This window comes from Streptomyces sp. NPDC050263 (assembly GCF_040655955.1).
Lineage (GTDB): Bacteria > Actinomycetota > Actinomycetes > Streptomycetales > Streptomycetaceae > Streptomyces.
This window is the reverse complement of record NZ_JBFAKW010000118.1, coordinates 1-20818: the sequence shown is the minus strand read 5'-3', so window position 1 is coordinate 20818 and position 20818 is coordinate 1. Positions and strand designations below refer to the sequence as shown.

Here is a 20818-nt window from a genome sequence, read left to right as displayed (position 1 = left end):
CCGGGCATCCGCGACCGGCCTACTTGATCCAGGCGTCCACCTTGGCGCGGTTGGCGTCGACCCACTTCTTCGCCGCCGCCTCGGGCGTCATCTTGTCCACGGCGATGTACTTCGCCACGACGTTCTGGTCGTCGTTCGTCCAGTTGAAGTTCTTCACCAGGTCATAGGCCGGGCTGCCCGACTTGGCGAACTTCGCACTGACGATCTTGTCCAGGTCGTACACGGGGTAGTCGCACGCGATCTTCTCGGCGTCGGCGTCACAGCCGGCCGTGTACGCGGGCAGGTTCACCTTCACCAAAGGCACCTCGGAGAGGAACCACTGCGGCTCGTAGAAGTAGCCGATCACCCATTCCTTGTTCTTCTCGGCCTTGCGGTAGGCCTGGATGAGCGCGGTCTCGCTGCCCGCGTACACCACCTTGAAGTCCAGCTTCAGGTTCTTGACCAGGGCTTCGTCGTTGGTGACGTACGACGGGTCACCGTCGAGCAGCTGGCCCTTGCCGCCCGACTCCGAGGTCTTGAACTTCGCCGCGTACTTGTTGAGGTTCTTCCAGTCGGTGATGTCGGGGTAGGCCTTCGCCAGCCACGGCGGCACGTACCAGCCGATGATGCCCTTGTTGCCGGTAGAGCCGGCCTCCACGGCCGTCTTCTGCCCCTCGACGTACTTCTTCTTCAGATCGTCGTGGCCCCAGTTCTCCAGGACGGCGTCGACCTCGCCCGTCCCGAAGCCCTGCCAGGCGATCTCCTCCTTCAGGTCCTTCTTGGTGACCTTGCAGCCGAGGTCGTTCTCCGCGACGTACGCGACGACCGCCGCGTCCGCCTCGTAGCCCACCCACGGGTTGACCGCGAGGTTGAAGGCGCCGCACTTGGCGGAGCCGCCCGAGCTGTCGGACCCCGAGGAACTGCTGTCCCCGACCTTCGCACCGCCGCAGGCGGTGAGGGTGAGCCCGAGAACCGCCATACCGGCCGCGCCGACTCTCCAGTGTTTCGCTTGCCTTGCCATGGTCCGTAGCTCCTTACGCGCCGACACGTCGCGCCGCTGCCTGAGTGATCCGGTCGAACATGACTCCGAGAAGGACGATGGCCAGCCCCGCGGCCAGCCCCTTCCCGTACAGCTGCCCCTGCGAGAAGCCGGCCACGACGTCGTAGCCGAGGGCGCCCGCGCCTACCAGGCCGCCCACCACAACCATCGACAGCACGTAGATCAGGCCCTGGTTGGTCGCGAGAGTCAGGGCGCTGCGTGCCATCGGCAGCTGGACCTTGGTGATGATCTGCCAGGTGTTGCACCCGGCGGAGGTGGCCGCCTCCACGGTGGTCGCGGGCACGTTGCGCACCCCGTCCGCGATGATCTTTATCGCGACGGGAGCCGCGTAGACGACCGCGGCGACGATCGCCGTGAAGCGGGTCGCGCCGAACAGCGCGAGGAACGGCACGAGATAGACGAACGGCGGCATGACCTGTGCCGCGTCCAGGGTGGGCCGCAGCAGCCGGTCCACCAGCGCGCTGCGTCCCATCCACACGCCGAAGGCCATGCCGAACAGCATCACGATGACCGTGGCGACCAGGGTCGACGCCATCGTCGTCATGGCGTCCGACCACACTCCGGTGCCGACCAGCAGGCCCACGCACACGGCCGTGGTGACGCCGGCGCGCCAGCCGCCCAGCACCACGCCGAGCCCGATCAGGACCGCGCCGACCAGCCACCACGGGGAGTCGGTGAGCAGCGTCTGGAACGGATTGAGCAGACCGTTGGTGATGGCGTCGCGGACCGCGTTGGTGAGGCCGGAGAGGTTGTCCTGCACCCAGGTCGTGCTGGAGTCGGCCGCGCTCGCGATGGAGCTGCCGACTCCGCCGTCGCCGGGGAACTCCGCCGCCCACAGGTAGGTGTTCGACAGGTAGACCAGGACCAGGGTGACCACCGCGCCCGCGCCCAGCAGCGGCCGCCGCCAGGCGAGGAACCGGTTCTTCGAGTTCCGGGCCGCCTCCGCCCGTCCACTGGCCGCGGTCGTGACCCGGTCGAGCACGATGGCCATGACGACGATGGACAGGCCCGCGTTGAAGGCGGTGCCGACGTCGAGCGACTGGAGCGCCTGCACGACGGTCTTGCCGAGGCCGGGCGCGTCGATCAGGGCCGCGATGGTCACCATGGCCAGAGCGGCCATGATCGACTGGTTGACGCCCATGACCACGGTCCGCTTGGACATCGGCAGCAGGACCTTCAGCAGCCCCTGCCAGCGGGTCGCGCCCAGCGAGTCGGCCGCCTCGACGGTGGTCTCCGGCACCGAACGGATGGCGTGCGCGGTGATACGGATCGCCGGCGGCGCCGCGTAGATCACCGTGGCGATCGTGGCGGAGGCCCCGCCGATGAGGAAGAACAGGGTCAGCGGCGCCAGATAGACGAAGGTGGGCATCGTCTGCATGAAGTCCAGGAAGGGCGTCATGACCCGGTTGAACCGGTCGGACAGCCCCGCCCACACGCCCAGCGGGATCGCGAACAGCAGCGCCACGAAGACCGCGGACAGGGTGAGCGCGAGGGTGTCCATGCTCTCCTGCCACAGGCCCTGCAGCCCGAAGAAGGTGAACCCGGCCACCGCCAGCAGCGCGACCCGCCAGTTGCCCACGGCCCAGGCGACATACCCGGCGATGCCGACGACGCCGAGCCAGCCGATCTGCGGGAGCGGGCGGTCGCCGGTGGGCTGCGAGATCAGCCCCTGGACGAAGGTCACCAGGTTGTCGATGACCAGGCGGATCTCGTTGAAGAAGTAGAGGAAGAGCGGGTTGGAGTTGCGGTTCGCGCCGATCGAGTCGTTGACGTCGTTGAACCACCGGTGCAGATCGGTCAGGTCCGCCGCCGCCAGGGTGAGGGTCTGCTTGCCGCGCAGCACGGCGAACAGCAGCAGCCAGCCGAGCAGGATCGCGCCCACGACCATGGAGCGGCTGATCCTGCGCGTGCCCACGACGGGGGCGGCTTTCGCCACCGGCTCCGTCTGCTCCGGTTTCTCCATGACGACGGTCATCACATGTCGCCTTCCTGCCCGGCGACGACCGCGAGGATCTCCTCGTCGCCGACGATGCCGAGCAGCTTGCCGTTCTCGACGACCTTGACCGGCCGGTCGGCCGCGAGCACCGCCCGGGTGGCCTCCCGCACCACGACGTCCGGGCCCAGCTCGGGGCCGTCGAGGGTGTCGCCGTCCTCCACCGGTCGCATGATCCAGCGCAGGGTCAGCACATCGCCGCGCGGCACGTCCTTGACGAACTCGCGGACGTAGTCGTCCGCCGGGGCGCCGACCAGCTCGTCGCCGGTGCCGCACTGGACCATCTTGCCGTCGCGCATGATGAGGATGCGGTCGCCCAGCTTGAGCGCCTCGGACAGGTCGTGGGTGATGAACACCATCGTCTTGCCGACCTCGTGGTGCAGTCGGATGACCTCGTTCTGCATGTCACGGCGGATGAGCGGGTCGAGCGCCGAGAACGGCTCGTCGAAGAAGAGCACGTCCGGGTCGCCGGCCAGCGCCCGGGCGAGGCCCACGCGCTGCTGCATGCCGCCGGAGAGCTGGTCGGGGTAGGAGTTCTCGTAGCCGGCGAGGCCGACCAGTTCGACGACCTCCTGGGCCCGCCGGGTGCGCTCGCCCTTGCCCATGCCGCGGATCTCCAGACCGAACGCCACGTTGTCGACGACGCGGCGGTGGGGCAGCAGACCGAAGTGCTGGAAGACCATCGAGAACTTGCGCCGCCGCAGGTCGCGCAGGCGCTTGTCGTCGGCGTCGAGGATGTCCTTGCCCTCGAAGACGACCTCGCCGGAGGTCGGCTCGATCAGCCGGGTCAGACATCGCACCAGCGTGGACTTGCCCGAACCGGACAGGCCCATCACGACGAAGACCTCGCCCGGCGCGACCTCGAAGTTCACATCGCGTACGGCGGCGGTGCATCCGGTGCGGTCCATGAGCTCGCGGCGGGTGAGGCCGCACAGCTCCTCGGAGTCCGGTACCCGGTCGGCCTTCGGCCCGAACACCTTCCACAGATTGCGCACGGAGATGACCGGGGTGGAGTCCGAGTCCTGGGGCGTACCGCGCCGCTGGGGGACCTCGGTCTGTGTTGGGGTCACGATCGACCTCTTTTCGGCGTTCAGCCGCGGAACCAGCGCTGCGGCCGGGGTTGGATGTTCTGCCAGATGTGTTTGGGCTCTCGGTACTCGGCCAGGCCGGTCGGTCCCAGCTCCCGACCCACGCCCGAGTGCCCGAAGCCACCCCATTCCGCCTGCGGCACATAGGGGTGGTAGTCGTTGATCCACACCGTGCCGTGGCGCAGCCGCCCGGCGACCCGCTGGGCCTTGCCGGCGTCCTGCGTCCAGACGGCTCCGGCGAGTCCGTACTCGGTGTCGTTGGCGATGCGGACGGCGTCGTCCTCGTCGGTGAAGCGCTCCACGGTGAGCACCGGCCCGAAGGACTCCTCGTGCACCACGCGCATGTCCTGCCGGCACTCGTCGAGGACGGTCGGCGGGTAGTAGTGGCCGTCTGCCAGGGCCGGGTCGTCGGGGCGGGCGCCGCCGCAGCGCAGTACGGCGCCCTCGGCGAGGCCGGCGGCGACGTACGCCTCGACCTTGTCCCGGTGCGCCGCGGAGATCAGCGCGCCGGTCTCGGCGTCGGCGTCGAAGGGCCCGCCCAGGCGGATCTGCCGTGCCCGGCGGACGACCTCGTCGACGAACCGGTCGTGCAGCGAGTCCTCGACGATCAGCCGGGCGCCGGCCGAGCAGACCTGCCCGGAGTGCAGGAAGACGGCCGTGAGAGCGAAGTCCACGGCCGTCTCGAAGTCGGCGTCGGCGAACACGACGTTGGGGTTCTTGCCACCGAGTTCCAGGGCCACCTTCTTCACGCCCGCCGCGGCGGTGGCCATGATGCGTGTGCCGGTCTCCAGGCCTCCGGTGAAGGAGACCATGTCGACGGCCGGGTCCTCGGACAGCGGTGCGCCCACCTCGGGCCCGGCGCCCAGGACGAGGTTGGCGGCGCCGGCCGGGAGCCCGGCCTCCTCCAGCGCCCGCATCAGCAGGATCGAGGTGGAGGGGGTCAGCTCACTGGGCTTGAGGACGATCGTGTTGCCCGCCAGCAGGGCGGGCGCGACCTTCCAGGACGCCTGGAGCAGCGGGTAGTTCCAGGGGGTGATGAGGCCGCAGACGCCGATCGGCTCGTAGACGACGCGGCTGACCGCGTCGTCGCGGCCAGTGTCGATCACGCGGCCGGCGTCGGTGCCCGCGATGCCGCCGTAGTAGCGGAAGCAGGAGACGACGTCGGCGATGTCGTACTCGCTCTCCACCAGGCGCTTGCCGGTGTCCAGCGATTCGGCGCGGGCGAACACCTTGGCGTCGCGCTCCAGGATGTCGGCGGTGCGCAGCAGCAGCGCTCCCCGCTCGCGTTCGGGGGTGCGTGGCCAGGCGCCCCCGTCGAAGGCGCGGCGGGCCGCGGCGATCGCGGCCTCGGTGTCGGCGCGGGTCCCTTCGGACACGGTGGCCGAGAGTGTTCCATCAGCGGGACATCGGATTTCCCGGCGGCCGCCGGCCACCGGATCCTGCCATTTCCCGTCTACATACAGGTCTGCCACGCGCCTAGCCCTTCAAAGCCCTTGAACCGAAAATGCGTTGCGCATCATGCACTCAATTGCTCGTGGTGGAACACCCTGGCGAATGTCCTGACCGGCGTCAAGAGGTTCACCGATGACGATTCAGCTTTGCGGGCACTTGCCCTGCCACCCTTGACCTCAGACGACACCGACCCGACCATGTTGCGTATCGCTCACCATGTTGTGCAATACGCACCAGCGGAGGTCTGCATGTCCCCTCGACCGCAACCTGGCCGTGAGTTCGTCCTCACCCTCTCCTGCCCCGACAGCGCCGGGCTGGTCCACGCCGTGAGTGGCTTTCTCGTGAGGAACTCCGGCAACATCCTGGAGAGCCAGCAGTTCGATGATCGACTCCAGGGCCGTTTCTTCATGAGGGTCCACTTCGACGTTTCCGATCCAAACGCCGATCTGGAAAATCTGCGTTACCGATTCGGACCCGTCGCCCAGGCCTACGGCATCTCCTGGACCCTTCGGGACGCGTCGACCCCGACCCGGACGCTCATCATGGTGTCCAAGTTCGGGCACTGCCTGAACGACCTGCTCTTCCGGCAGCGCACGGGCTCCCTCAACATCGAGATCCCCGCGATCGTCTCCAACCACCGGGACTTCGAGGCACTGGCCGACACCTACGGCGTCCCCTTCCACCACGTCCCGGTCACCAGGGACACCAAGGCCGAGGCCGAGGCACGACTGCTGGAGCTGGTGCGCGAGCTGGACGTCGACCTGGTGGTGCTGGCCCGCTACATGCAGATCCTCTCCGACGACCTGTGCAAGCAGCTCGAGGGTCACGCCATCAACATCCACCACTCCTTCCTCCCCAGCTTCAAGGGCGCCAAGCCCTACGACCAGGCCTACGACCGCGGCGTGAAGCTCGTCGGCGCGACGGCGCACTATGTGACCTCGGACCTCGACGAGGGCCAGATCATCGAGCAGGACGTCGTCCGCGTGGACCACTCCCTCGACCCCGGCGAGCTGGTCACGGTCGGCCGCGACGTCGAGGCGCAGGTCCTCGCCCACGCGGTGAAATGGCACAGCGAGAGCCGCGTCATGGTGGAGGGCAACCGCACGGTGGTCTTCCGCTGAGCGGTTCCGAGCGGCTCCGCACGCGAAGGCCGGACGGGCGTCCCAGCCCGTCCGGCGTTTTTTGAGGACGAGGCCCCCTACGGGCCGATCCGCTCCAGCACGGCCCGCCGCCACGCCTCCGTCTCGGCGATCTGGTTGAACGTGAACAGGTGCAGCCCCGCCACCCCGGCCGCGGGCGCCGTGAGGGCCCCCTCGGCGCGCGTCAGCAGCCTCTCCGGCGAATACCCGCCGGGCGTGGCGAAGCGCAGGAACCACGACGCGTGCTTCGTCAGAAAGCGCGTCGACTCCCCGACCCCGATCTTCGTCGCCATCGCGAGCAGCTTCGCCCGCTGCACGGGCCCGGCGACGCCCACATGAAGGGGCAGGGTGACGTCCCGCTGTCGTACACGGGCGATCCACTCCCCCAGCACCCGGGGGTCGAAGCACAGGTTGCTCACGATGTTCGTGGCGTGCGCCCGCTTGTCCCACATCGCCTGGATCGTGACGTCGTCGTGGATCAGGGGATGGCTCTCGGGATAGCCGGTGACGCCGACGTGCGCGAAGGGCCTGCCCAGCTCGCTCAGCCGGCGCAGCACCGGCAGCGCCCCGTCGTAGGCCCCGGCGGGCGGGTTCGCGTCGCCCGCCGGGACGAAGACGTCGTCCACCCCCGCCTCGCGGAGCCGGCTCGCGACCTCCTTCAGGTGCGCGTCGTCCCGCAGCAGCCGCGCGGGCACGTGCGGGACGACGCGGTAGCCGTGCGCCGAGAGCCGGCCGGCGAGGTCGAGGGTCGGTTCCAGGCCCTTGGCCGGCGACGCCGTCACGGTGACGACGACGTCGCGCGGGACATGGGCGAGGACCTTGTCCTCGGTCGCCCCGGCCGGCAGCACCTCGTAGCGCACGCTCTCCAGCAGCGCCCTGAGCCCGTGGCCGGCCAAGGTCTACCCGGCCTGCTTCTGGGCGTCACGGTGGCGGTAGTACGCGGCCTTGGAGGGGGGCAGCGGCTCCTTGCCGAGGATCAGGTCGGCGGCCTTCTCGGCGACCATCATCACCGGCGCGTAGATGTTGCCGTTGGTGACGTACGGCATGACGGACGCGTCCACCACGCGCAGGCCCTCCACGCCGTGCACCCGCATGCTGGTCGGGTCGACGACGGCCGTCTCGTCGGCGGAGGGGCCCATCTTGCAGGTGCAGGACGGGTGCAGGGCCGTCTCGCCCTCCTTGGCGACCCAGGCGAGGATCTCCTCGTCCGAGTCGACCTGCGGCCCGGGCGAGACCTCCCCGTCGTTGTAGGGGGCCATCGCGGGCTGGTTGAGGAGGTTGCGGGCCACCCGGATCGCCTCGACCCACTCGCGGCGGTCCTGATCGGTGGAGAGGTAGTTGAAGCGCAGCGCCGGGTGGTCGCGCGGGTCCTTGCTCTTGATCTTCACCGAGCCGATGGCGTCGGAGTACATCGGGCCCACGTGCACCTGGTAGCCGTGGCCGCCGGCCGGCGAGGAGCCGTCGTAGCGGACCGCGATGGGCAGGAAGTGGAACATCAGGTTGGGGTACTCGACGTCCTCGTTGCTGCGGGCGAACCCGCCGGCCTCGAAGTGGTTCGTGGCGGCCGGACCCTTGCGGAACAGCCACTGAAGGCCGATGAAGGGGGCGCGCCACTTCGCCATGTACGGCTGCATGGAGACCGGCTGCTTGCAGGCGTACTGGACGTACACCTCCAGGTGGTCCTGCATGTTCTCGCCGACGCCGGGGAGGTCGTGGACGACGTCGATGCCGAGGGCGCGCAGTTCCTCGGCGTTGCCGACGCCGGAGAGCTGGAGCAGCTGCGGGGAGTTGATCGCGCCGCCGCAGAGGATGACCTCCTTGGCGCGGACCTGCTGGAGCGCGCCCTTGCCCCGCTGGTACTCGACGCCGACGGCCTTCTTGCCCTCGAACAGGACACGGGTGACCAGGGCGCGGGTCTTGACCGTGAGGTTGGGGCGCTTCCTCACGGGCTTGAGGTAGGCCTTCGAGGCCGACAGCCGGCGTCCGCGGTGGACGTTGCGGTCGAACTTGGCGAAACCCTCCTGCCGGTAGCCGTTGACATCGTCCGTGGGGGCGTAGCCCGCCTCCTCGGTGGCCTTGAGGAAGGCGCCGAAGAGCGGGTTGCTCGCCGGGCCGCGTTCGAGGACGAGAGGGCCGTCATGGCCGCGGAACTCGTCGTCCGGGTCGGCCGCGAGGCAGTTCTCCATCCGCCGGAAGTAGGGCAGACAGTGCGCGTAGTCCCAGGTCTCCATGCCGGGGTCGGCCGCCCAGCGCTCGTAGTCCATGGGGTTTCCGCGCTGGAAGATCATGCCGTTGATGCTGCTGGAGCCGCCGAGCACCTTGCCGCGCGCGTGGTAGACGCGTCGGCCGCCCATGTGGGGTTCGGGCTCGGACTCGTACTTCCAGTCGTAGAACCGGCTGCCGATGGGGTAGGTCAGCGCCGCGGGCATGTGGATGAAGACATCCCACGGGAAGTCGGACCGGCCGGCCTCCAGTACCAGTACCCGGTTCGCCGGGTCCGCGGAGAGCCTGTTCGCCAGTGCGCTGCCGGCCGATCCGCCGCCGACGATGACGAAGTCGTACTGCAAGGGAGCCATGGTGCCTCGTCTCGCTCGCGCCGTAGATACGCGAGGCATGCTAGTACCGGTAGCGCTATATGCACCAGGTTGCGAACCACGCAACTTAGTGAGCCTTGATTTCCGTCCCGTTACTTGCAAGCGTGTTGTTTACTACGCGTATAGTTTCACTGTGAGCAACTACAGCACTGACACAGAAACGTCGAATTCACAGGCCGGCGGAGTCCAGTCGGTGGACCGCGCCATCAGCGTCCTGGAGATCCTCGCGCAGCGCGGCGAAGCGGGCGTCAGTGAGGTCGCGGCCGAGATCGACGTTCACAAGTCCACCGCCTTCCGGCTTCTCGGCGCGCTCGAGGCGCGCGGTCTGGTGGAGCAGGCGGGCGAGCGTGGCAAGTACCGCCTCGGGTTCGGCATCGTACGCCTGGCCGGCGCCGTCACGGGACGCATCGACATCACGCAGCAGGGCCGCCCGGTCTGCGAGCGGCTCGCCGAGGCGATCGGCGAGACCGTCAACATCGCCGTCATGCAGGAGCAGTACGCGATCAATCTCTACGAGGTGCGCGGCCCTGGCGCGGTCACCGCGCACAACTGGGTGGGCGAGCTGACCCCCCTGCACGCCACGTCGAGCGGCAAGATCCTGCTGGCCCACCTGCCGGCCAGGGAGCGGGCCGCGCTGATCGCCGAGGCCGGTCTGAAGAAGTCCACCCCGCAGACCATCACCGCGAGGACGAGGCTCGAGAAGAACCTCGCCGAGGCGAAGGAGCGCGGCTACGCCTGGACCCTGGAGGAGCTGGAGATCGGCCTGCACGCCATGGCCGCGCCGGTCCGCAACCGGGACGGCGAGGTCATCGCCGCACTCAGCGCCTCCGGCCCCTCGTACCGGTTCACCGAGGAGCGTCTGCACGAGCTGGCTCCGGTGCTGATCAAGGGCGCGGACGAAATCAGCCACCGGATGGGCTACCTGGGCTGAGTCACCCCCGGGGTGCGCCCAGGCGCTCGTTCACCCACTCGTGGAAGGCCCCGATGTGGTGCTCGCTGGGCACCAGCACGCCTCCCTTGGCATACAGCCGGGAGCTCATCCCGGGCTGCGTGCGCTCACAGGCGTCGAAGTCCTGCACGTTGACGCGGTGGAACAGCTCCACGGACCGGCTGACGTCCTTGCCGCTCTCGACGACGTGCGGCAGGTAGAGCCAGTCGCACTCGACGATGGTGCGGTCGGCGGCCACCGGGTACATCCGGTGGAAGATCACATGGTCGGGGACGAGGTTGATGAAGACCTGCGGCCGGACGGTGATCGCGTAGTAGCGGCGGTCCTGGTCCTCGGCGACGCCCGGAATCCGGTCCAGCCCCGCGGAGCCGTCCACGGTGAACCCCTGGACCTCCTCGCCGAACTCCGCGCCGTGCCCGACGTAGTACTGGGCCGCGTAGCCGTCCGCGAACTCGGGGAGCACCTCGGTGAGTTCGGGGTGGATGGTGGCGCAGTGGTAGCACTCCATGAAGTTCTCGATGATGAGCTTCCAGTTCGCCTTGACGTCGTAGACGATCCGCTTGCCCACCGCGAGGTTGTCGATGTCGTAGCGCTCGATCGACTCGACGTCGCCGAGGCGGCCGATGACCTCCCCGATGACGTCCTCCTCGAAGGACGGCGGGTTCTCCGCCAGGCAGACCCAGACGTAGCCGAGCCACTCCCGGACCGCCACGCTCACCAGGCCGTACTCGGTGCGGCCGACGTCGGGCATCTTGGTGAGGTTGGGCGCCGCGACGAGCTTGCCGTTCAGGTCGTACGTCCAGGCGTGGTACGGGCACTGGAAGGCGCGTTTGACCTCGCCGGTCTCCTCGGTGCACAGCTTGGCCCCGCGGTGCCGGCAGACGTTGAAATAGGCGCGGACGGAGTTGTCACGCGCCCGGGTGACCAGGATGCTCTCGCGACCCACGTCGACGGTCCGGAAGGCGCCGGGCTTCGCGAGCTCGGAGGAGCGCGCGACGCAGAACCACATGGTCTCGAATATGCGCTCCTGCTCCTGGGCGAAGATCGCCGGATCCGTGTAGGAGGAGCCGGGGAGAGTGGCGATCAGGCTGTCCGGCAGACTGGTCGAGGTCACGGTGCACTCCTCAGGAAACGTCGTAGCGGGGAGCGCCCCGTAGGGGCGCGGAACGGTGCTCATCTCACCGCGCAGCGTTCAGTTGCTTGCGCCAGCGGGTGAACAGCCTCGGCTGATTCATCCCGAGCACGGCGACCGGCCGATCGCCACGCCGGTAGACGGCCAGGACGTTGCGATCGCCGGAGGCGCCCTCCTCGACCGTCACACTGTCCGCGCCCACCGCGGAGCCGGCGAACTGGATCTTCACGCCGTACTGGTCGGACCAGAAGTAGGGCGGCCGGGGCACCCCCGGCTCCACCGCGCCGCCCGCCAGCAGCGTCGCGACGGCCGCGGCGGGACGCTCCAGCGCACCGGTCCAGTGCTCGACGCGACGGTGGGCCCCGGCGCGGGGGTCGTACCAGTTGGCGCAGTCGCCGACCGCGACCACGCCGGCCAGGCTGGTGCGGCCGTCCGCGCCGCACTTGACGCCGTTGTCGAGAGCCACGCCGGATCCTTCCAACCACTCGACGCAGGGGCGGGCGCCCACGCCGACGACGACGATGTCCGCGGGAACCGTGCGGCCGTCCTCGAGGAGAACGGCGTCGACGCGGGCCTCCCCGCTCAGGCCCTTGACGCCGACCCCGCACAACAGCCGTACGCCGTGGTCCGCGTGGAGGGCGGAGACGACGGCGCCCATGGTCTCGCCGAGCGGTCCGGCCAGGGGCGTCGGGGCGGCCTCGATCACGGTGACGTCGAGGCCGAGGGCGTAGGCGGTGGAGGCGACCTCGGCGCCGATGAAGCCGCCGCCGATCACCACCAGCCGTCCGCCGCCGCCCAGTTCGTCCCGCAGGGCACGGGCGTCGTCCAGCGTGCGCAGGGTGTGCACGCCGGCCAGGCCTTCCGAGCCGGGCAGGGTGCGCGCGGCGGCGCCGGTCGCGATGACGACGCCGTCGGCGGGCAGCGTCCCGCCGTCGGCGAGCCGGACGGCGCGCTCGGCCCGGTCCAGTCCGGTGGCGCGGACGCCGAGCAGCCACTGCGCCGCCAGTTCCTCCTCGTCCGTCTCCAGCGCGAGGTCCGCCTCGCCGAGCGTGCCGGCCAGGAACTCCTTGGACAGCGGCGGTCGGTCGTAGGGGCGGTGCGGCTCGTCCCCGATGACGACCAGGCGTCCGTCGTAGCCCTGTTTCCGCAGTGAGCGCGCCGCCGACAGCCCGGCGAGCGAGGCCCCCACCACGGCGACCGTCCTCACGCGGGGCCCCCGGCCAGCCGGGCCGAGACGCACGGCGGCAGGTTGGGGGCGTCCGTGGACAGCCGGACGTGGATCATGCCGTCCTCGACCACGACCTCATGGGTGCGGACGGGCAGCTTGGCCGGCGGGGAGTCGACCGCGCCGGTCCTCAGGTCGAACTTCGAAGCATGCAGCGGGCATTCCACCTCGCAGCCCTCCAGCCAGCCGTCGGCGAGCGAGGCGTCCTGGTGGGTACAGGTGTCGTCGATGGCGAAGATCTCGCCGTCGTCGGTGTGGAACACCGAGACCGGCGGATCGATGTCGAGCCGGAAGGCCTCACCTCGCGGGAGATCCGCGAGTCGGCACGCGGGAATCATCATGACACCTCGGTGCGTATAGCGAAACGGATTGCGGTAAGCGCAACATCAGTCTGAGGTCGCCCCGAACCCTTGTCAAGGCATCCAGAGGGCCCGCGGAACGGCCTCTTGCTGTTTCTCATCACACAACTCTCGGCGTGATGCGAAACAGTGATGAAGACGGCGAATGCACGCCCACCTCGTCGGACCACAGGTCCGGGAGGGGGCGTGCACAGTGCGGGGAGGACGGTCAGAAGCCCCGGTCGAGCCACTCCTGAAGGTGCGGGGCCTCGGCCGCGATCGTGGTCGCGTCCCCGTGACCGGTGTGCACGACGGTGTCGCCCGCCAGCGTCAGCAGCCGGTGCCGGATGGAGTCCACGATCGTCGGGAAGTCGCTGTACGACCGTCCCGTCGCCCCCGGCCCGCCCGCGAAGAGCGTGTCACCGCTGAACAGGGCCGCCAGGTCCGGCGCGTACAGGCACACCGCGCCGGGGGCGTGGCCGGGGGTGTGCAGCACGGTCAGTTCGACGCCGGCCACGGTGAGGACCTGGCCGTCGGAGAGTTCGCCGTCGGGCATCCGGTCGGGGTGGGTCTGCTTCCACAGCGGCAGATCGTCGCCGTGCAGCAGGATCGGGGCGCCGGTGCGCGCCGCGAGTTCGGGCGCGGCGTCGATGTGGTCGTTGTGGGCGTGGGTGCACACGATGGCGCGCAGGGTGCGCCCGCCGAGGGCCGCGGCGATCGCCGCGGCGTCGTGCGCGGCGTCGACGACGATCGCCTCGCTGTCGTCGCCGACGATCCACACGTTGTTGTCGACGTCCCAGGTGCCGCCGTCCAGGGAGAACGTCCCCGAGGTCACGAGACGCTCGATGCGGGCGCCGGCCATCAGAAGACCACCACCGAGCGCAGCACGTCGCCGCCGTGCATCCGCTCGAAGGCCTTCTCGACGTCGTCCAGCGCGATGGTCTCGGTGACGAACGCGTCCAGGTCCAGCCGGCCCTGGAGATAGAGGTCGACGAGCATGGGGAAGTCCCTGCTCGGCAGGCAGTCGCCGTACCAGGAGGACTTCAGCGCGCCGCCCCGGCCGAAGACGTCCAGCAGCGGCAGCTCCAGCTTCATCTCCGGGGTCGGCACCCCGACGAGGACGACCGTGCCGGCCAGGTCGCGGGCGTAGAACGCCTGCTTGTACGTCTCCGGGCGGCCCACCGCCTCGATGACGACGTCGGCGCCGAATCCGCCGGTCAGCTCGCGGATCGCCTCGATCGGGTCGGCGTTGCGGGAGTTGACGGTGTGGGTCGCGCCCAGCTTCTTGGCGGTGTCCAGCTTGTTGTCGTCGATGTCCACGGCGATGATCTTCGCCGCGCCCGCCAGGTGCGCCCCGACGACCGCGGCGTCCCCGACGCCGCCGCAGCCGATGACGGCCACGCTGTCGCCGCGTCCGACCTGACCGGTGTTGATGGCCGCGCCGATGCCCGCCATCACGCCGCAGCCCAGCAGGCCGACGGCGGCCGCCGACGCAGCCCGGTCGACCTTGGTGCACTGGCCCGCCGCCACCAGCGTCTTCTCCGCGAAGGCGCCGATGCCCAGGGCCGGCGACAGCTCGGTGCCGTCGAGCAAGGTCATCTTCTGCTTCGCGTTGTGCGTGTCGAAGCAGTACTGCGGCCGTCCGCGCAGACAGGCCCGGCACTGGCCGCAGACGGCCCGCCAGTTGAGGATCACGAAGTCGCCGGGGGCCACGTCGGTGACGCCCGCCCCGACCGACTCCACGACGCCCGCGGCCTCATGGCCCAGCAGGAAGGGGAAGTCGTCGTTGATGCCGCCCTCGCGATAGTGCAGGTCGGTGTGGCAGACCCCGCAGGCCTCGATCCTCACCAGCGCCTCGCCCGGGCCCGGGTCGGGCACGATGATCGTTTCCAGGCTGACGGGGGCGCCCTTGCCGCGCGCGACGACAGCACGGACCTGATGAGTCATGGCCACTCCTCGGTTGGTGCGAGACCTGAGTCTGATGTTGCTCATTACGGCACACTTCTCATGGGCCGCAACAAGCATCGTGGAGCACCGACCGGGGGTCAAGGATGACTTACGCGACCGCGGTGGCCGCCTCGTGGCGGTCCCCGCAGTGCGGGCAGAATCCGGCGGCGGGCCAGGGCTGCACATCGTCCTCCAGCCGATCATGGGTGGGCCCCTGCGGTCCCGTCCTGGGGGTGGGGCGTCCCTCGCGATGGTTGTGCCGTCCGGTGAGGGTGTGCCATTCGAGGTTTCCGCGCATCCAGTGCCGCAGTCCGGCGAGGTAGCGGCGGAGTTCGGGCGAGGCGCCGCGCGCGACCTCGGGCTCCAGCCGCAGATAGTCGCGCATGAGGCGGTCGTGGAGCTCGCCGGTCGCCTTCATGCTCTGTTCGAGACACCATCCGTGGCGTGCGGCCAGCACGGTGGGCAGGCTGTGGCTGCCGACGTCCGCGCTCTCCTTGGCGACCGAGTACAGATCGTTCACCAGCATGATCATCAAAGAGGCGGCGAGCGACAGCGACCGGACGCCGGGGTCCTCCCAGTCACCGGCCGACAGTTCGTAGCCGCCGACCACGTCGATCAGCACGAGGCAGGCCATGGCGCCGTTGTACTTGCGATGAGCCAGGTACTCCGCGGGATCCGGGGCGCGCCCGGCGAGACGCCAGGCGTTTTCCGCCGCCATGGCCAGGAACGTGGCGATCGTCTCGTGGCGCAATCGGCCTACTTGCGTCGGCGTGCCCAAGCGTGCCAGGTGGCCCGCGGTCTCGCGGAGCGCGCGCGTCACCGGTTCGCCGCCGACGAACTTCTCGACCGAGGGGCAGTCGGGCATCCGGGAGCGGCTCTCCAGCGCGGTCAACGCCCCCGCGAGCCGCGAGGCGCTCGACGCCAGGCGGACGCCTTCGACTCCCTCGTCGCAATAGTGGTCGTCCGCGGCGAAGAGAGCGGTCATGTTGCGGGCCGCGAGCAACAGGTGATCGTCGTCGACCGCGTCGGGGTGCGTCAACACCGCGAACGTGCCGAACCGGTACCCGCTCAGCTCGGCCCGCTGCCCCGGAAAGAGGCCAAGGCTCTGTGCCCAAGCAGCGATTTCTTCGTCTGCCCTGCGAGCTGCCCTCTCGTCATGGATGACGGGGAAAGGACACAGGACACTCGGCACGAGCAGTTCCCGAACGAAAGTTTCGCTACTCATAACTATCATAATGCGGCGAATACGCCGTCTTGGGGGCGCGCACTTCCGGCCACAAGCGAAATTGTTCCGAAAGGCGTCTGTCCAACCGCCGCCCGACCTGCCTCCGTACGGCGTCAGTTGCGGGTCGGAGGCGCCAACCGGCGCGGTCTCAGGACCAGTTGGACCTCCAGTGCGCGGACCGGGCTCTGCCCGTCGTCGCCCGGAAGACGTCCGGCCCGCTCCCGACGCTGGGCCACCGTGTTGACGTGGACGTGGAGTTCATCCTTGGGGCGGGCGGGACTCACGCCCGAGGCCAAGTACGCGTCGAGGGTGCGCGGCCGTTCGGCGCCGCGCCGTTCGGCGTAGGCGACGACCCGGCCCGGGGCGCGGTCGACGAAACCGGCCATGTCCCGGTCGCCGACGAGGTGCGGCCTCAGGAAACCGAATTCCGCGGCCGCCGTCGCGGGCCGCGGCCAGGCCGTGCCGGGTGGGCGCCCCTACCTCACTGCGAGGTCGCGGTGTCGAACCATGTGGGTTCGTCGGAGAGCGCCTGCTTGATGCGGAACAGCTGCCGCTCCCGCATCGGCGGCAGGGCGTCCAGCGCGAACCAGCCCACCGCCACGGACTCGTCGTCGTTGACCCGCGCCTCGCCGCCGACGGCCCGGCAGCGGAAGGTGATGTCCATGAACTGGCACTTGTCGCCGTTCGGATACTCCACCCGCCGCCCGGCGCGGACCATGACGACGCGTTCGGGGACGCACCGCACGCCCGCCTCCTCGTACACCTCCCGCACCGCGCAGTCCGCGGGCTGCTCGCCCGGTTCCGGGATGCCCGAGAGCACGCACCACTCGTGGTCGTCCGCCCGCTGCCCCAGCAGCACCCGGCCCTCGTCGTCGAGGACGACGGCGCTGACGCCGGGAAGCCAGAGCAGTTGGTGGCCCGCGGAGGCCCGGATCTCGGTGATGAACTCAGGAGTCGGCATGATCCGACCCTATCCGGCCCCGTCCGGGCGGCCTCGTCAGTTCGTCGCGCTCCGCCGCGCCCGCAGCCCGAGGCCGATCGCCCAGCCCAGACCGCCGGCGGCGACGAGCACCAGGGCGATCTCGGGCAGGATGCCCAGCTTCGTGGCCGGGGTCTCCGAGGAGCGCAGGGGCACCTTCTGCACCAGGGAGTCGGCGACGAACATGCCGGTCTTCTGAGTGATCCTCCCGTCCGGCATGATGATCGCGCTGACGCCGCTGGTCACGGGCACCGTGACGGTCCGGCTGTGCTCGACCGCGCGGACGCGCGACATGGCGAGCTGCTGGTAGGTCATCTCGCTGCGGTCGAAGGTGGCGTTGTTGCTGGGCACGGAGATCAGCTGGGCGCCGTCGGTGACCTCGGAGCGCACGGCCCAGTCGAAGGCGGCCTCGTAGCAGGTGACCAGGCCCACCTTGGCGTCGGCCATGTCGAACACGCCCGGCTCGGTGCCCCGGCTGAAGTCCTGGCGGACCATCGCCGTCCAGTCGCTGTTGATCGCCCCGATGAGCGAACGCAGCGGAAGGTACTCGCCGAACGGCTGGATCTGCCGCTTGTCGTACGTCTGCGTGGGGCCCTTCACCGGGTCCCAGAGGATCTGCTCGTTGTAGAGCTTGCCGTCGCGCTCGACGACCCCGCCGACCGAGATCGGGGCGCCGATCGCCTTGGCCGCCTTGTCGATGACGGAGGCGGCGTCCGCGTTGGCGAAGGGGTCGACGTCGGAGGAGTTCTCCGGCCACAGCACGATGTCGGGCCGGGCGATCCTGCCGGCCTTGACCTCGGCGGCCAGCCGCTCCGTCTCGCGCGCGTGGTAGTCGAGCACGGCGCGGCGCTGGGCGTTGAACTCCAGGCCGAGGCGCGGCACGTTGCCCTGGATGGCGGCGACCGTCACGGTGCCGTCCTCCGCCTTGTCGCTCACCAGCGTGCGGAACGCGAGGGCGGCCCCGAAGGGAACGGCCAGGCTGAGCAGCGCCACCGCGGCGGCCGACCGCCGCACCTCGCCCGTACGCCGCCGCTCCGACACCAGGCGGACCAGCTCGTACAGGCCGAAGCCGCACAGGACGACCGCGAAGCCGAGCACGGGGGTGCCGCCGAGTGCGACGAGGGGCAGGAAGACGCCGTCCGCCTGGCCGAAGGCGATCTTGCCCCAGGGGAAGCCGCGGAAGGGCACACGCGCGCGTGCCGCCTCGCCGGCGATCCAGAGCGCGGCCGCCCACACCGGCCAGGCCGGCAGTTTCGACACCGCGGCGACGCCGACGCCGACCAGCGCGACGAAGACCGCCTCGATGGCCACCAGGGCGAGCCAGGGGCCGGGGCCGACCTCCACGCCGGTCCACACCAGCAGCGGCAGCAGGAAGCCGAGGCCGAAGAGGTAACCGAGACCGAAGGCCGCCTTCCAGCCGCGTCCGCGCAGCACCCAGCCGAAGCCCGCGAAGGCCGGCAGCGCCAGCCACCACAGGGTGCGCGGCGGGAAGCTGACGTAGAGCAGCACTCCGAAGAGCGCCGCTGCGGCGGCCGGAACGAGGCGCAGGAGCCGCGCGCCGCGCGCGGTCGGCGCGGTGCGGGGCTCCAGTTCGTCCGACTGGCCCACGGAAGTTGCGGTGACGGTCACTCCGGGAGTGTACGGCGGGTGACCTTTCGGCCGACAGCGCAGTCCCCGGGGCGGGCGCACGCCCCCGGCGCAACTCATCCACAAACCGCCCATCAGCCGTTACGGTGTGCCAGAGCTCCGGTCGCGCAGGCGGCCGGGGTCCGTCACGGTTCAGGGCCGTCACGGTCGCGGGGGCGGCCGGGTTCGGGGGGACGGGTGGGTTCCACGGGGATGACGTCTGCGGCCGGAACGGGCGCGGACGGCGAAGACGGAAGAATCAGCGGGACCAGGGAAAGACGAAGCGTTTCCGACGCGGCGGGCGTGGTCGTGCTCGGGGCGTGCGCCGTCTGGGCCCTGGTCACCGCCGCCGTGCACGACGGACGCCCCGAGGGCGTCCTGCTCGCGGTGCTCGCGCTGGCCGCCGGATACGCGGCGGGGCGGATCTGCGGAGCGCTGCTGCCGGTCGCCGCACCCTGCGCCGGGGCGGTGGCGGGGCTCACGCTGACGGTGACGCTGCCCCGGCTGGCCCCGGGACCCGAGATCGTCGCGCCGCTGGGCCACGCCGGCGCCACCGCTGCCGTGCTGACCCTGTCGGCCGGCGCCGCGTGCTGCGCCGCGTGGGCCACGCCCGTGCCGCTGCTCCGGCTCGCGCTGTGGCTGCTCGCCGGGGGCAGCGCGATCGCCGGGGCGCTCCTGGGCTCGACCACGGCGTTGGCGACCTGTTGTGCCGTGCTGCTGTGCTCCCTGGCCGCCGGCCGGATGCGCCACCGGGGTCCGGCGCTCGCGGCGCTGGCCGTCGCCGCCGCCCTGGTGACGGGCCTGACCTGGGCGGTCGCCGCGAAGGCGCTGCCGGCGGGCCTCACCGACGCCCTGACGGACCAGCTCACGCAGCGCAGGGTCGACCTGTGGCACGACGCCCTGGGCATGGCCCGCCGCGAGGCCGGGCTGGGCGTGGGCCCCGGACGCTTCGGAGAGCTGAGCCCGACGGCGGCCGAGGCGTCGCTGTCCGACGGCAAGCCGCACTCCGCGCCGCTGCAGCTGGCGGCCGAGCAGGGCGTCGTCGGGGTGCTGCTGCTCGCCGCGGTCTTCTGCTGGGTGTTGTTCGCGCTGTGGCGCGCGCCGCGCCCCACGCCGGTGGTCCTCACCGCGGGCGCCGCGCTCACGGCGCTCGCCGCGGTCGCCGCGATCGGCAACGCGCTGAGCTTCACCACGGTCTCGGTCGGCGCCGGGCTGCTGGCCGGCCTGGCCACGGCCCGGCCGCTCGCCGAGGAGCCGCCCGCGACACCCGAGACGAGGCCAGGGTTCGAACGGGACCGGCACCGCGGCGACCTGCACCCGGGCGACCGCCCGGCTGCCTGATCGACGGCGGTCGCAGGTCAGTGCGCGGTGCCCGGCGTGCCCGTCCGCAGCCGGTCCCTGATGGCGCGGACGGCCGACTCCGCGTCGTCCACGGTGATCGTGAAGGTGTGCCCGTCCCAGAGCCGCAGCACCACGCCCTCGCCCCGGCGTACGACGACCGCCGTGCCCATCTCCGGCCGCCAGCGATAGCCCCAGCCGCCCCAGTGGCGCGGGGTGACATGCGGTTCGAAGTCGGCTCCGGCGACATGGGACAGCGGGATGCGGCGGCGCGGCACGCCGATGTGGCCGCAGCGCACTTCGACGCACTCCTTGTCGAGCTTCAGGTCGACGTGGACGAAGGCGAGGGTGCCGAAGAGGACCAGCAGCCCGGCGGCGATGCAGCCGACGACGGCCATGGCGAGCGGGGCGATGCCGGACGTCCACGCGGAGTCGACGGCGAGCTCGACGCCGAGCGCCATACAGGCGGCGCCGACGAGCGCGAGAAGCCATTGGAACCGGTTCGTCGCGCGCCCGGTCCACACGTCGGGATGCGGGGCGTCATGATGCGGGACGTCCGGAAGCGGGGTGCTCTCGTCGTGGGCGTGGTCCCTCATATACATGAGGTTACTCAGGTTTCGCTGCGCCGGTAGCACGTTGCGCAGGGTGACTGCTCCGCCGGGGGGTGCCCCTATCTGTTTCGTCAACCTCGGTGGGGTCGGCTTGTAGGGGTTGATCCTGGCTTTCGGGAACGTCCCGCGAAGCGGGATGTTCG

The 20818-nt window shown here is 70.4% G+C and carries 18 protein-coding genes and 1 pseudogene; 3 read left to right on the top strand and 16 right to left on the bottom strand.

All coding sequences use genetic code 11. The features are described from left to right. Window positions 1–19 precede the first annotated feature (19 nt). The 4 genes from AB0J04_RS36110 to AB0J04_RS36095 are packed head-to-tail and all read right to left on the bottom strand — an operon-like array spanning window position 20 to window position 5592. Window positions 20–1000, bottom strand: coding sequence for an ABC transporter substrate-binding protein (locus tag AB0J04_RS36110; RefSeq protein ID WP_363172837.1), 981 nt, complete (start codon window positions 998–1000; stop codon window positions 20–22). A gap of 13 nt (window positions 1001–1013) precedes the next feature. Beyond that, a complete protein-coding gene (locus tag AB0J04_RS36105) occupies window positions 1014–3014 on the bottom strand; it encodes an ABC transporter permease subunit (RefSeq protein WP_363172836.1) in 2001 nt (666 codons plus the stop codon). Beyond that, on the bottom strand, window positions 3014–4102 hold the full coding sequence (locus tag AB0J04_RS36100) for a glycine betaine/L-proline ABC transporter ATP-binding protein (protein ID WP_363172835.1): 1089 nt from the start codon (window positions 4100–4102) through the stop codon (window positions 3014–3016). Before AB0J04_RS36100 ends, AB0J04_RS36105 begins: the two co-directional genes overlap by 1 nt. Before the next feature lie 20 nt (window positions 4103–4122). Continuing rightward, window positions 4123–5592, bottom strand: a complete 1470-nt coding sequence (locus AB0J04_RS36095) for an aldehyde dehydrogenase family protein (protein WP_363172834.1) — start codon at window positions 5590–5592, stop codon at window positions 4123–4125. Between the two features lie 228 nt (window positions 5593–5820). Here AB0J04_RS36095 and purU point away from each other — a divergent pair, with 228 nt between their 5' ends. Then, window positions 5821–6693 (top strand): formyltetrahydrofolate deformylase, encoded by an 873-nt coding sequence (gene purU, locus AB0J04_RS36090; protein WP_351920375.1) that lies wholly within the window; start codon window positions 5821–5823, stop codon window positions 6691–6693. Between the two features lie 77 nt (window positions 6694–6770). On the opposite strand, the gene AB0J04_RS36085 is transcribed toward purU, so the two are convergent. Together AB0J04_RS36085 and betA are read right to left on the bottom strand one after the other, a co-directional pair. Then, window positions 6771–7607: a 5,10-methylenetetrahydrofolate reductase gene (locus tag AB0J04_RS36085; RefSeq protein WP_363172833.1), complete on the bottom strand. Its 837-nt coding sequence runs from the start codon at window positions 7605–7607 to the stop codon at window positions 6771–6773. Window positions 7608–7610: 3 nt separating this feature from the next. Further along, complete coding sequence (gene betA, locus AB0J04_RS36080) at window positions 7611–9287, bottom strand: choline dehydrogenase (protein ID WP_363172832.1); 1677 nt, start codon at window positions 9285–9287, stop codon at window positions 7611–7613. A 151-nt stretch (window positions 9288–9438) separates the two neighbouring features. On the opposite strand from betA, the gene AB0J04_RS36075 reads away from it, so the two are divergent. After that, window positions 9439–10236, top strand: coding sequence for an IclR family transcriptional regulator (locus tag AB0J04_RS36075; RefSeq protein WP_363172831.1), 798 nt, complete (start codon window positions 9439–9441; stop codon window positions 10234–10236). 1 nt (window position 10237) lies between these two features. Here AB0J04_RS36075 and AB0J04_RS36070 read toward each other — a convergent pair whose 3' ends face one another. The 9 genes and pseudogenes from AB0J04_RS36070 to lnt all read right to left on the bottom strand — a co-directional run bounded on the left by AB0J04_RS36070 (window position 10238) and on the right by lnt (window position 18729). Continuing rightward, window positions 10238–11368, bottom strand: a complete 1131-nt coding sequence (locus AB0J04_RS36070) for an aromatic ring-hydroxylating dioxygenase subunit alpha (RefSeq protein WP_363172830.1) — start codon at window positions 11366–11368, stop codon at window positions 10238–10240. Window positions 11369–11432: 64 nt separating this feature from the next. Then, window positions 11433–12593 carry an FAD-dependent oxidoreductase gene (locus AB0J04_RS36065; protein ID WP_363172829.1) on the bottom strand — a complete coding sequence of 387 codons (1161 nt, stop codon included), beginning with the start codon at window positions 12591–12593 and terminating at the stop codon, window positions 11433–11435. Further along, a complete protein-coding gene (locus AB0J04_RS36060; RefSeq protein ID WP_363172828.1) occupies window positions 12590–12952 on the bottom strand; it encodes a bifunctional 3-phenylpropionate/cinnamic acid dioxygenase ferredoxin subunit in 363 nt (120 codons plus the stop codon). Before AB0J04_RS36060 ends, AB0J04_RS36065 begins: the two co-directional genes overlap by 4 nt. 226 nt (window positions 12953–13178) lie before the next feature. Then, complete coding sequence (locus AB0J04_RS36055; RefSeq protein ID WP_363172827.1) at window positions 13179–13811, bottom strand: MBL fold metallo-hydrolase; 633 nt, start codon at window positions 13809–13811, stop codon at window positions 13179–13181. Then, a complete protein-coding gene (locus AB0J04_RS36050; protein WP_363172826.1) occupies window positions 13811–14896 on the bottom strand; it encodes an S-(hydroxymethyl)mycothiol dehydrogenase in 1086 nt (361 codons plus the stop codon). The genes AB0J04_RS36055 and AB0J04_RS36050 overlap by 1 nt, the downstream gene beginning before the upstream one ends. Before the next feature lie 109 nt (window positions 14897–15005). Beyond that, window positions 15006–15938, bottom strand: coding sequence for a terpene synthase (locus AB0J04_RS36045; protein WP_363172825.1), 933 nt, complete (start codon window positions 15936–15938; stop codon window positions 15006–15008). A 296-nt stretch (window positions 15939–16234) separates the two neighbouring features. Then, window positions 16235–16558 (bottom strand): annotated as a pseudogene (locus tag AB0J04_RS36040) (helix-turn-helix domain-containing protein); the annotation flags it as partial. A gap of 44 nt (window positions 16559–16602) precedes the next feature. Beyond that, a complete protein-coding gene (locus tag AB0J04_RS36035; RefSeq protein WP_363172824.1) occupies window positions 16603–17082 on the bottom strand; it encodes an NUDIX domain-containing protein in 480 nt (159 codons plus the stop codon). 36 nt (window positions 17083–17118) lie between these two features. After that, on the bottom strand, window positions 17119–18729 hold the full coding sequence (gene lnt / locus AB0J04_RS36030; protein WP_363172823.1) for an apolipoprotein N-acyltransferase: 1611 nt from the start codon (window positions 18727–18729) through the stop codon (window positions 17119–17121). Window positions 18730–19029: 300 nt separating this feature from the next. On the opposite strand from lnt, the gene AB0J04_RS36025 reads away from it, so the two are divergent. Then, the gene (locus AB0J04_RS36025; protein ID WP_363172822.1) at window positions 19030–20067 is read left to right on the top strand and encodes an O-antigen ligase family protein; all 1038 of its coding nucleotides are present in this window, start codon (window positions 19030–19032) and stop codon (window positions 20065–20067) included. Window positions 20068–20084: 17 nt separating this feature from the next. On the opposite strand, the gene AB0J04_RS36020 is transcribed toward AB0J04_RS36025, so the two are convergent. Further along, window positions 20085–20660 (bottom strand): hypothetical protein, encoded by a 576-nt coding sequence (locus AB0J04_RS36020; RefSeq protein WP_363172821.1) that lies wholly within the window; start codon window positions 20658–20660, stop codon window positions 20085–20087. Window positions 20661–20818 lie beyond the last annotated feature (158 nt).

Coding starts and splice junctions, on each gene's coding strand:
- AB0J04_RS36035 (WP_363172824.1), bottom strand. CDS start 17,082: ATGCCGACTCCTGAGTTCATCACCGAGATCCGGGCCTCCGCGGGCCAC.
- AB0J04_RS36050 (WP_363172826.1), bottom strand. CDS start 14,896: ATGACTCATCAGGTCCGTGCTGTCGTCGCGCGCGGCAAGGGCGCCCCC.
- AB0J04_RS36020 (WP_363172821.1), bottom strand. CDS start 20,660: ATGAGGGACCACGCCCACGACGAGAGCACCCCGCTTCCGGACGTCCCG.
- AB0J04_RS36110 (WP_363172837.1), bottom strand. CDS start 1,000: ATGGCAAGGCAAGCGAAACACTGGAGAGTCGGCGCGGCCGGTATGGCG.
- betA (WP_363172832.1), bottom strand. CDS start 9,287: ATGGCTCCCTTGCAGTACGACTTCGTCATCGTCGGCGGCGGATCGGCC.
- AB0J04_RS36055 (WP_363172827.1), bottom strand. CDS start 13,811: ATGGCCGGCGCCCGCATCGAGCGTCTCGTGACCTCGGGGACGTTCTCC.
- AB0J04_RS36105 (WP_363172836.1), bottom strand. CDS start 3,014: ATGACCGTCGTCATGGAGAAACCGGAGCAGACGGAGCCGGTGGCGAAA.
- purU (WP_351920375.1), top strand. CDS start 5,821: ATGTCCCCTCGACCGCAACCTGGCCGTGAGTTCGTCCTCACCCTCTCC.
- AB0J04_RS36060 (WP_363172828.1), bottom strand. CDS start 12,952: ATGATGATTCCCGCGTGCCGACTCGCGGATCTCCCGCGAGGTGAGGCC.